This window comes from Pseudomonas defluvii (assembly GCF_001695625.1).
GTDB classification, from domain to species: domain Bacteria; phylum Pseudomonadota; class Gammaproteobacteria; order Pseudomonadales; family Pseudomonadaceae; genus Aquipseudomonas; species Aquipseudomonas defluvii.
Map to the genome: position 1 here is coordinate 60,167 of NZ_MBPN01000015.1, position 11,084 is coordinate 71,250.

11 protein-coding genes are annotated in these 11,084 nt (G+C 59.3%); 10 read left to right on the plus strand and 1 reads right to left on the minus strand.

Annotated elements, in window-relative coordinates; all coding sequences use genetic code 11:
* Positions 1–433 precede the first annotated feature (433 nt).
* Positions 434–1,252: a posphoenolpyruvate synthetase regulatory kinase/phosphorylase PpsR gene (ppsR, locus tag EKA13_RS06600; RefSeq protein WP_065758614.1), complete on the minus strand. Its 819-nt coding sequence runs from the start codon at positions 1,250–1,252 to the stop codon at positions 434–436.
* Between the two features lie 177 nt (positions 1,253–1,429).
* Here ppsR and ppsA point away from each other — a divergent pair, with 177 nt between their 5' ends.
* From ppsA to EKA13_RS06650, 10 genes are all read left to right on the plus strand, one after another.
* Positions 1,430–3,808, plus strand: coding sequence for a phosphoenolpyruvate synthase (gene ppsA, locus EKA13_RS06605; RefSeq protein WP_065758602.1), 2,379 nt, complete (start codon positions 1,430–1,432; stop codon positions 3,806–3,808).
* Between the two features lie 111 nt (positions 3,809–3,919).
* On the plus strand, positions 3,920–4,918 hold the full coding sequence (locus EKA13_RS06610; protein WP_065758603.1) for an alpha/beta fold hydrolase: 999 nt from the start codon (positions 3,920–3,922) through the stop codon (positions 4,916–4,918).
* Between the two features lie 49 nt (positions 4,919–4,967).
* Positions 4,968–5,270 (plus strand): Rieske (2Fe-2S) protein, encoded by a 303-nt coding sequence (locus EKA13_RS06615; protein ID WP_065758604.1) that lies wholly within the window; start codon positions 4,968–4,970, stop codon positions 5,268–5,270.
* 92 nt (positions 5,271–5,362) lie between these two features.
* Positions 5,363–5,851: a ribonuclease E activity regulator RraA gene (gene rraA, locus EKA13_RS06620; RefSeq protein WP_065758605.1), complete on the plus strand. Its 489-nt coding sequence runs from the start codon at positions 5,363–5,365 to the stop codon at positions 5,849–5,851.
* 27 nt (positions 5,852–5,878) lie between these two features.
* A complete protein-coding gene (locus EKA13_RS06625) occupies positions 5,879–6,874 on the plus strand; it encodes a zinc transporter ZntB (protein WP_065758606.1) in 996 nt (331 codons plus the stop codon).
* An 84-nt stretch (positions 6,875–6,958) separates the two neighbouring features.
* Positions 6,959–7,213 carry a CrfX protein gene (locus EKA13_RS06630; protein WP_176717402.1) on the plus strand — a complete coding sequence of 85 codons (255 nt, stop codon included), beginning with the start codon at positions 6,959–6,961 and terminating at the stop codon, positions 7,211–7,213.
* A gap of 2 nt (positions 7,214–7,215) precedes the next feature.
* The gene (locus EKA13_RS06635) at positions 7,216–8,040 is read left to right on the plus strand and encodes a mechanosensitive ion channel family protein (protein WP_065758608.1); all 825 of its coding nucleotides are present in this window, start codon (positions 7,216–7,218) and stop codon (positions 8,038–8,040) included.
* Positions 8,041–8,128: 88 nt separating this feature from the next.
* Positions 8,129–8,719, plus strand: a complete 591-nt coding sequence (sigX, locus tag EKA13_RS06640; RefSeq protein ID WP_176717403.1) for an RNA polymerase sigma factor SigX — start codon at positions 8,129–8,131, stop codon at positions 8,717–8,719.
* Positions 8,720–8,828: 109 nt separating this feature from the next.
* On the plus strand, positions 8,829–9,863 hold the full coding sequence (locus tag EKA13_RS06645; protein WP_065758610.1) for an OmpA family protein: 1,035 nt from the start codon (positions 8,829–8,831) through the stop codon (positions 9,861–9,863).
* Between the two features lie 238 nt (positions 9,864–10,101).
* Positions 10,102–11,084, plus strand: a 983-nt coding sequence (locus tag EKA13_RS06650; RefSeq protein WP_065758615.1) for a quinone-dependent dihydroorotate dehydrogenase, incomplete at its 3' end; no start/stop codon positions are given.

Genomic DNA, 11,084 nt, shown 5'->3' on the forward strand with positions numbered 1-11,084 from the left:
CATCCCAGGCAAGCCTGCAACAGACGCCGCGCTAGCTGTGGGAGCGGGTCTTGCCCGCGATACAGGCGCCGCGCACTCACGGGCACCGCGCCGAGGCCATCGCAGGCACGCCTGCTCCAACAGAGTCCGCGCTAGCTGTGGGAGCGGGTCTTGCCCGCGATACAGACGCCGCGATCTCACGGGCACCGCGTTGAGGCCATCGCAGGCAAGCCTGCTCCAACAGAGTCCGCGCTAGCTGTGGGAGCGGGTCTTGCCCGCGATACAGACGCCGCGCACTCACAGGCACCGCGCCGAGGCCATCGCAGGCAAGCCTGCTCCAACAGAGTCCGCGCTAGCTGTGGGAGCGGGGCTTGCCCGCGATACAGGCGCCGCGATCTCACGGGCACCGCACCGAGGCCATGCATCCGACCTTACGCCCACGCGTTCCTGGGTGTTATTTGAAGCGCCGCTCTACGCCTTTTTCCACCAGGATCTTCGCGGAGATCTCTTCCACCGAGAAGTGGGTGGAGTTGATGTGCGGAATGTTCTCGCGGCGGAACAGGTTTTCCACTTCACGCACTTCGAATTCGCACTGGGCAAAGCTGGCATAGCGACTGTTGGGCTTGCGCTCGTGGCGGATCGCGGTGAGGCGGTCCGGGTCGATGGTCAGGCCGAACAGCTTGTGCTGGTGTTTTTTCAGCGCCGTGGGCAACTGCAGGCGTTCCATGTCGTCTTCGGTCAGCGGGTAGTTGGCTGCGCGGATGCCGAATTGCATGGCCATGTACAGGCAGGTCGGGGTTTTGCCGCAACGGGATACACCCACCAGAATCAAGTCGGCCTTGTCGTAGTAGTGCGTGCGCGCGCCGTCGTCGTTGTCCAGCGCGAAGTTCACCGCCTCGATACGCTCCATGTAGTTGGAGTTGCCACCGATCGAATGGGATTTGCCCACTGAGTAGGAAGAGTGCGCGGTCAGCTCTTGTTCCAGAGGGGAGAGGAAGGTTGAAAAAATATCGATCATGAAGCCATTGGAGGTCGCCAGCACCTCGCGAATGTCCTGATTGACGATGGTATCGAAGATGATCGGACGCGCCCCGTCGCGTTCTGCGGCAGCATTGATTTGCTGTACCATGGTGTGCGCTTTTTCCACGCTATCAATGTACGGTCGCGTGAATTTATTGAAGGGAATGTTCTCGAACTGCGCTAGTAGGCTTTGTCCCAGGGTCTCGGCGGTGATGCCGGTGCCATCGGAAATAAAGAAAGCAGATCGTTTCATTTGCGCCATGGGCCTTAAGCTGGTGACGAATCTTGGATATGATAGGTTCGGTTTGCCGAACAACCCTTGTCGGCATTCTCACTTATTTTCCAGGTCCAGGCCACAAGCGCCCGGCACGTTCCTAGCGAAATCGCCGGCGTCCTGAGCTTTTCCAATACAGTTAGTGGAGAGATCACCTTGGTAGAGTACGTAGTTTCCCTCGATAAGCTCGGCGTCCATGATGTGGAGCATGTGGGGGGCAAGAACGCATCCCTCGGCGAGATGATCAGTAACCTTGCCGGCGCCGGTGTATCGGTTCCTGGCGGCTTTGCCACTACGGCTCAGGCATACCGTGATTTTCTTGAGCAGAGTGGCCTGAACGAGCGTATCCACGCCGCACTCGACGCGCTGGACGTGGACGACGTCAACGCCCTGGTTAAAACCGGTGCGCAGATTCGTCAGTGGGTGATGGACGCAGAGTTCCCGGCGCGTCTGGATGCCGAAATCCGCACCGCCTTTGCTGAAATGTCCCAGGGCAACCCGAACATGGCCGTCGCTGTGCGTTCCTCGGCCACTGCCGAAGACTTGCCGGACGCCTCGTTCGCGGGTCAGCAGGAGACTTTCCTGAATATCCGTGGCGTGGACAACGTGATCCGCGCCGCCAAGGAGGTATTTGCCTCCCTGTTCAACGACCGTGCCATTGCTTACCGTGTGCACCAGGGCTTCGACCACAAGCTGGTCGCCCTGTCGGCCGGCGTGCAGCGCATGGTCCGCTCCGAAACCGGTACCGCCGGTGTGATGTTCACCCTCGACACCGAGTCGGGCTTCCGTGACGTGGTCTTCATCACTGGCGCCTACGGCCTGGGCGAGACCGTGGTGCAAGGCGCGGTGAACCCGGACGAGTTTTACGTCCACAAGAACACCCTGCAGGCCGGCCGTCCGGCCATCCTGCGCCGTAACCTGGGCAGCAAGGCAATCAAGATGATCTACGGCGACGAGGCCAAGGCCGGTCGTTCGGTCAAGGTCGTCGATGTTGATCGTGCCGACCGCGCCCGTTTCTGCCTCAGCGACGCCGAAGTCACCGAGCTGGCCAAGCAGGCCATGATCATCGAGCAGCACTACCAGCGCCCGATGGACATCGAGTGGGCCAAGGACGGTGACGACGGCAAGCTGTACATCGTTCAGGCCCGTCCTGAAACGGTGAAGAGCCGTTCCAGCGCCAATGTCATGGAGCGCTACCTGCTCAAGGAAACCGGCAAAGTGCTGGTGGAAGGCCGTGCTATCGGTCAGCGCATCGGCGCTGGCAAGGTGCGCGTGATCCACGATATCGCCGAAATGGACAAGGTCCAGCCAGGCGACGTGCTGGTATCGGACATGACCGACCCGGACTGGGAACCGATCATGAAGCGCGCCAGCGCGATCGTTACCAACCGGGGTGGCCGTACTTGCCACGCCGCGATCATTGCGCGTGAGCTGGGTATTCCTGCCGTCGTAGGTTGTGGTAACGCCACCCAGGTGCTTAAAGACGGCCAGGGCGTGACGGTTTCCTGCGCCGAGGGCGACACCGGTTTCATCTTCGAAGGTGAGCTGGGCTTCGATGTGCGTCAGAACTCGGTCGACGCCATGCCTGACCTGCCGTTCAAGATCATGATGAACGTCGGTAACCCGGATCGTGCATTCGATTTCGCCCAGTTGCCAAACGCTGGTGTCGGTCTGGCGCGCCTGGAGTTCATCATCAACCGCATGATCGGCGTGCACCCGAAAGCACTGCTGAACTACGCCGGTTTGCCGCAAGAGCTGAAAGACAGCGTCGACAAGCGTATCGCCGGCTACGATGACCCAGTGGGCTTCTACGTCGAGAAACTGGTCGAAGGCATCAGCACCCTGGCAGCAGCGTTCTGGCCGAAGAAGGTGATCGTGCGCCTGTCGGACTTCAAGTCCAACGAATACGCCAACCTGATCGGCGGCAAGCTCTACGAGCCGGAAGAAGAAAACCCGATGTTGGGCTTCCGTGGCGCTTCGCGCTACATCAGCGAGTCGTTCCGCGACTGCTTCGAGCTCGAGTGCCGTGCGCTCAAGCGTGTGCGCAACGAAATGGGCCTGACCAACGTCGAGATCATGGTACCGTTCGTCCGCACCCTTGGCGAAGCCAGCCAGGTGGTCGACCTGTTGGCCGAAAACGGTCTGGGCCGCGGCGTGAACGGTCTGCGCGTGATCATGATGTGCGAACTGCCATCCAACGCCATCCTGGCCGATGAGTTCCTGGAGTACTTCGATGGTTTCTCCATCGGCTCCAACGACCTGACCCAGCTGACCCTGGGCCTGGACCGTGACTCCGGGATCATCGCCCACCTGTTCGATGAGCGTAACCCTGCGGTCAAGAAGCTGTTGGCCAACGCCATCCAGGCGTGCAACAAGGCCGGCAAGTACATCGGTATCTGTGGCCAAGGCCCATCCGACCATCCGGACCTGGCCAAATGGCTGATGGAACAGGGGATCGAGAGCGTCTCGCTGAACCCTGACTCCGTGCTTGAGACCTGGTTCTTCCTGGCCGAGGGGCAAGGCGCAGCAAACTGATGCGCTGAAATGAAGCGCTCGATCGCCAGCGTTTGGCGTTCGAGCGCTTCCACCGAATTTTTCAGGGCGTGTTCCAGTGATGGTGCTCGCCCTTTTTTGTGCAAGAGATCTATGCAAAGCAGCAGTAGCCTTTTTCCCGTGGCCTTGCTCAGTGCCGAGCGCCGGGGAGACCTGAGTGAAGATGTCTACCGCCTCAAGGCTGGCAACAGCCCTGACCGCACGGTAGAACTGGCAGTGACACGACTGGGCCTGGCTGATCAGGAGCAGGTTCGTGGTGTGCCGGTGATTCTTCTGCACGGCAGTTTTTCCAACCGGCGTTTTTGGTACTCGCCGCGGGGTATCGGCCTGGGTGCCCATCTGGCTCGGGCCGGTTTCGATGTCTGGATGCCAGAAATGCGTGGGCATGGCCTGTCGCCGCGTAACCGCGAGTACCGGCAAAACCGCGTGGCCGACTATGCACGCTATGACCTGCCGGCGATTGCCGCGTTTGTGCGTGAGCAGGCGGGCCAGGTGCCGCATTGGCTGGGGCACTCCCTGGGAGGGACGACCCTGGCGGCGGCGCTTGGGGGTAGCTGGCTGGGCGCTGAAGAGGTGGCCAGCGCGGCATTCTTTGGCACGCAGGTCAGTCGCATTTACTGGCCGCTGAAGATTCCACCGGTGGAATGGACCTCTCGGCTATTGCTCAAGCGCTTTGTGCATTTGTCCGGTGCCAGGCTGGGGCGTGGCCCAGAGGACGAACCGATCGGTCTGGCGCTGGAAAGCATGCGCTGGCATGGGCTGTTCGGCCGCTTCGGTGACAAGAAGCAGGACTGGTGGGCCGGCCTTGCCGATGTTCAGGTGCCCATACTGGCGGTGGCAGGGGCAGGGGATCACCAGGACCCCGTCTGGGCCTGTCGCAAGCTGTTCGAGCAAATAGGCAGTGAGCACAAACAGTTCGTACGACTGGGCGCGGAGGAGGGTTTTGACAACTTCGGGCATGTCGACATGCTGGTGAGCAAACCGGCTCAAGTGCAAGTCTGGCCAATGGTCGAGCGTTGGTTGCGCGATCCGCTGCTGCCGCTGCTGGGCAGTCGTGAGCAGAGCATTTCTCCAGAGCCTGGTTACGGCTAATATGTGACGATTGTCGTCGTTTCGGTCACTATGTGTTTGAGTTAGGGCTATGTTTGTTGCACTAGAGCGTCTGATCAATCTGCAGGAGGGCTACCGCAAGACCTTTCAGGTGAGTGGTCAGCAGTTGTTGCTGCTGGTGGTCGACAATCAGCCGTTGTTGATTGAGAACCGCTGCCCGCATCAGGGCGCGCCCCTGCACAGTGCGACCCTGGAAGGGAATGTGTTGCGCTGCCAGCGGCACGGCATCGAATTTCGTTTGCCGTGCGGGCAGCCGGTACAGCAGGCTGCCTGCGCCAGTTTGAAGGTGTTCAGGCTCGCCTATGAGGGTGACCGAATCGGCATCGACGTGTAGCCTTGGCCTAAAGCCGGATCGCCATGTCTCGTCAACCGCAAGAAACTGTGAGTTCCGACATCCATTGTCTTGGCAAGTGACAGGAGTTTCCCATGCATTACCTTACGCCCGATTTGTGCGACGCCTACCCTGAACTGGTGCAGGTGCTGGAGCCGATGTTCAGTAACTTCGGTGGCCGTGATTCCTTTGGTGGCGAGATCGTCACCATCAAGTGTTTCGAGGACAACTCCCTGGTCAAATCGCAGGCCGACCTTGATGGCAAGGGCAAAGTACTGGTGGTTGATGGTGGTGGCTCCCTGCGTTGTGCGCTGCTGGGGGACATGATCGCGGAAAAGGCAGCTAAAAACGGCTGGGAAGGCCTGGTGATTTATGGCTGCATCCGCGATGTCGATGCCATTGCCCAGACCAATATCGGCGTTCAGGCCTTGGCCAGCCACCCGAAGAAGACCGACAAACGTGGCATTGGCGACCTCAATGTGGTCGTGACGTTTGCTGGTGTGACCTTCCGTCCAGGTGAATACATCTACGCCGACAACAACGGTGTGATCGTTTCGCCAAGCCCGTTGAAAATGCCTGAGTAAGTTCTGAAGCCGGTCTGTGGGGTGGGGATGTTCGAGGAAGAAAACGCGCAATGGGGGCTGGTGCATGCCCTGGTGCTGGATGGAAAAGGCGGTGCGCGTTCGATTGCCCGGACTGAGCTGGACGATCTTCAACTGCAGTCCGAGCAAAGCCTCTGGTTGCACTGGGATCGCAGTCACCCGCAGACCCAGACCTGGCTGCGTCGCGACAGCGGCTTGAACGAGTTCGCCTGTGACCTGTTGCTTGAGGAAAACACGCGGCCTCGTTTGCTGCCGCTGCCCGACGCACAGATGCTGTTGTTTCTTCGTGGCGTCAATCTCAACCCGGGTGCCGAGCCGGAAGATATGGTCTCGGTACGCATTTTTGCCGAGGCGCAGCGGGTTATTTCCCTGCGTCTGCGGCCGCTGCGCGCGTCCGATGAAGTGTTGCAGCAGTTGGCAGAGGGCCGCGGCCCGAAATCGGCATCGGAACTGCTGTTGGCGCTAGCCCAGTTGCTGACCGAAAAGGTTCAGGCGCTGGTCAGTGATCTATCCGAAGAGGTGGACGGCGAGGAAGAGAAGCTGGAAACCGACGAACGGTATGCGCCTGAGCATGGCAGCATGCTGCAGATGCGTCGTCGTGCTGCCGGGCTACGCCGTTTCCTGGCGCCGCAGCGGGAAATCTACGCGCAACTGGCCCGTAACAAGGTACCGTGGTTCGCCGAAGAAGACGCCGATTACTGGAACGAACTGAACAACAGCCTGATTCGTTACCTCGAAGAGCTGGAGCTGACCCGTGAGCGTGTCGCGCTGGTGCTGGAGAACGAAGACCGGCGTTTGAGTCAGCGGATGAACAGAACCATGTACCGCTTCGGTATCATTACCTGTATTTTCCTGCCCATGAGCTTTCTGACAGGCCTGTTGGGGATCAACGTTGGCGGTATTCCGGGTTCCGAAAGCCCCTACGGCTTTCTGTTCGCCAGTGTCCTGCTGATTGCGTTGGCCCTGGGGCAGTGGTGGTTGTTTCGTCGCTTGCGTTGGGTCTGAGGCGTCACATGATGATGCAGGTGCCCGGTGTGGCCCATGTGACCGATGCCACGGCGGCCTCGTCTTTGACAGATACTGCGCGAGGTGCCTATGCACGATCCGTTTGAAGAATCCCTGCGAGACCTGCTTAAGGCTTCGCCTTCCGGCCGCGAGCGTGACGATGACGCTTGCCTGGGCCGTGTCCTGAAAACCGCCAACCGCCAGGTCGGTGCCGGTGATCTTTTCAGCTTGCTGGGTCGCTGGATCCAGGCGCTGATGATTGCCCTCAATAATGGCTCGGCGCATGTTGCGCCGGTACGCCGCAGTGCTTCTGCCCGTAAAGCTGATAAGGCCGATTGAATATGGAACTAGATCTCTGGACCCAGAGCCTGGTCACCGCCATGACGGCGTTGTGGACCAAAGTGGCGAACTTCATTCCCAATTTGTTCGGTGCCCTGGTGGTGGTGCTGCTTGGCTTCGTCGTAGCCAAGCTGCTCGACACCCTGTTGTCGAAACTGCTGGCCAAGGTTGGCCTGGATCGCCTGATGGCGGGTACCGGGCTGACCAAGATGCTGGGCCGGGTGGGTATCCAGGTGCCGATTTCTACCCTGGTCGGGAAGGTCGTCTACTGGTTCGTATTGCTGATTTTCCTGGTTTCTGCAGCTGAATCTCTGGGGCTGGAGCGGGTTTCAGCTACGCTGGACATGCTTGCTCTGTACTTGCCCAAAGTGTTCGGTGCGGCCTTGGTGCTGCTGGCCGGTGTACTGCTGGCCCAGGTTGCCAATGGCCTGGTGCGCGGCGCGGCAGAAGGCATAGGCCTGGAGTATGCCGCCGGCGTTGGGCGGATCGTTCAGGGGCTGGTGATCATCATCAGTATCTCCGTGGCGATCAGCCAGTTGGAAGTCAAGACTGACCTGCTCAACCACGTGATTGTGATTGGTTTGATAACCGTTGGTCTGGCCGTTGCCTTGGCCATGGGCCTCGGCAGCCGCGAGATTGCCGGGCAGATTCTGGCCGGAATTTACGTGCGTGAACTCTATCAGGTTGGCCAGCAGGTGCGGGTTGGCGAGGTCGAGGGGCAGATCGAGGAGATCGGTACGGTCAAGACGACCCTGCTGACAGATGATGGTGAATTGGTGTCCTTGTCCAATCGGATTCTGCTGGAACAGCGAGTCAGTAGCCGCTGATCGGGCAATTTCTGCTAATGTATGCCGCCGCAAAATGGCCTCGGGCTATTTTGTGGGGCATTTGACCTGACTCTCGGCCAGATCTGTTTTGAATAAAGTTCACTCGCTGTCCATGCGTTACGACCCCCGCGAGCTCACTGATGAGGAGTTGGTGGCGCGTTCGCATGAGGAGCTGTTTCATGTTACCCGCGCCTATGAAGAGCTCATGCGGCGCTACCAGCGGACCCTGTTCAACGTCTGTGCGCGTTATTTAGGGAACGATCGGGATGCCGACGATGTCTGTCAGGAGGTCATGCTCAAGGTGCTGTATGGCCTGAAGAACTTCGAGGGTAAGTCCAAGTTCAAGACCTGGCTCTACAGCATCACCTACAACGAGTGCATTACCCAGTACCGCAAAGAGCGACGCAAGCGTCGCTTGATGGATGCCCTGAGTCTTGATCCGGTCGAGGAGGCCTCGGACGACAAGGCCCCGAAACCGGAAGAAAAGGGCGGACTGGACAGATGGCTGGTGCATGTCAATCCGATTGACCGTGAAATCCTGGTGCTACGTTTTGTCGCAGAGCTGGAATTTCAGGAAATCGCCGACATCATGCACATGGGTCTGAGCGCCACGAAAATGCGGTACAAGCGGGCGCTCGACAAGCTACGTGAGAAATTTGCGGGCATTTCCGAAACTTAGTAGCACGCAAATATCTCTAACGTACGGGCAGGTTCTGCTAAACTTGCCCGCGAGTTGTCCCCCGGATTTGGTGGGACTGCTTAACAATCACCAGATGGGGATTTAACGGATGAAATTGAAAAACACCTTGGGCATTGCCATTGGTTCTCTTGTAGCCGCAACTTCGTTCGGCGCTCTGGCACAAGGCCAAGGCGCAGTCGAGGTGGAAGGTTTCGCCAAGAAAGAGATGTTCGACAGCGCTCGTGACTTCAAAAACAACGGCAACCTGTTCGGCGGCTCGATTGGTTACTTCCTGACCGACGACGTTGAACTGCGTCTGGGTTATGACGAAGTCCACAATGCTCGTGCTGAAGACGGTCGCAACATCAAGGGCTCCAACACTGCCCTGGATGCTCTGTACCACTTCAACAACCCAGGTGACCTGCTGCGTCCTTACGTTTCCGCTGGTTTCTCGGACCAGAGCATCGGCCAGAACGGTCGTAGCGGTCGTAACGGTTCCACCTTCGCCAACCTGGGCGGCGGTGCCAAGCTGTACTTCACTGAAAACTTCTACGCCCGTGCTGGCGTTGAAGCTCAGTACAACATCGACCAGGGCGACACCGAGTGGGCGCCAAGCGTCGGTATCGGTCTGAACTTTGGCGGTAGCTCGAAGAAAGCTGAACCAGCTCCAGCACCTGTTGCTGAAGTCTGCTCCGACAGCGACAACGACGGCGTTTGCGACAATGTCGACAAGTGCCCTGACACCCCAGCCAACGTTACCGTTGACGCTGACGGCTGCCCAGCTGTGGCTGAAGTCGTTCGTGTAGAGCTGGACGTCAAGTTCGACTTCGACAAGTCGGTTGTGAAGCCAAACAGCTACGGCGACATCAAGAACCTGGCTGACTTCATGAAGCAGTACCCACAGACCACCACCACTGTTGAAGGTCACACTGACTCCGTCGGTCCTGACGCTTACAACCAGAAGCTGTCCGAGCGTCGCGCTGGCGCCGTCAAGCAGGTTCTGACCCAGCAGTACGGTGTTGAGTCGAGCCGCGTTCAGTCCGTTGGTTACGGTGAGACCCGTCCGGTTGCCGATAACGCCACCGAAGCTGGTCGTGCTGTAAACCGTCGCGTAGAAGCGCAGGTTGAAGCTCAAGCCAAGTAATTGGTCTGACGCTTGAAAAGCCCGGCTCAGGCCGGGCTTTTTTTTTGCCTATCGTCGATCAGCAGGATACGCAGCATGGGCGCCTTTTCTCTCAGTAATGGGTGCGCGCCAGTGGTACAGCCACATGGTGTGGGTGCAGGTCGGGAAGGCCTGGGCAAACCCCAGGATCGTGGCGCTGTCCTCGGGCCTGTGCCGCCGCTATAATCGCGCTTTTATTTCCGTCGAGCTAAGCCCGCCCATGTATAACCTGGCCCGCCAGCTGCTGTTCAAGCTTTCCCCGGAAACCTCCCACGACCTGTCCCTGGACCTGATCGGTGCCGGTGGTCGTCTGGGTATCAACGGTTTGCTGACCAAGGCGCCGGCCCGTTTGCCGGTGACCGTGATGGGGCTGTCGTTCGACAACCCGGTCGGTCTTGCCGCTGGCCTGGACAAGAATGGCGCGGCCATCGACGGTTTCGCTCAGTTGGGCTTTGGTTTCGTCGAGATCGGTACCGTCACCCCGCGGCCGCAGCCGGGTAATCCCAAGCCGCGCCTGTTCCGCTTGCCTGAAGCCCAGGCAATCATCAACCGCATGGGTTTCAACAACCTTGGGGTCGACCACCTGCTTGCCCGTGTGCAGGCCGCCAAATACCGCGGTGTGCTCGGCATCAATATCGGCAAGAACTTCGATACGCCGGTCGAGCGTGCAGTGGATGACTACCTGATCTGTCTGGACAAGGTCTACAGCCATGCCAGCTATGTGACGGTCAACGTCAGCTCGCCGAATACGCCCGGCCTGCGCACCCTGCAGTTCGGTGACTCGCTCAAGCAGTTGCTTGAAGCCCTGGCCGAGCGTCGTGAGCAACTGGTGACGCAGCACGGCAAGCGTGTGCCGCTGGCCATCAAGATCGCGCCTGACATGAGCGACGAAGAAACTGCGCTGGTGGCTGCAACGTTGCTGGAGTCGGGCATGGATGCGGTGATCGCAACCAACACCACCCTCAGTCGCGAAGGGGTCGAAGGCTTGCCGCATGCTGACGAGGCGGGCGGTCTTTCCGGCGCGCCGGTGCTGGCGAAGAGTACCCATACGGTGAAGATTCTTGCCGGTGAACTGGCCGGTAAAATGCCTATCATCGCCGCAGGTGGTATTACCGAGGGGCGGCATGCAGCAGAAAAAATCGCTGCTGGCGCCAGCCTGGTACAGATTTACTCGGGCTTCATCTATAAAGGACCTGCGCTGAT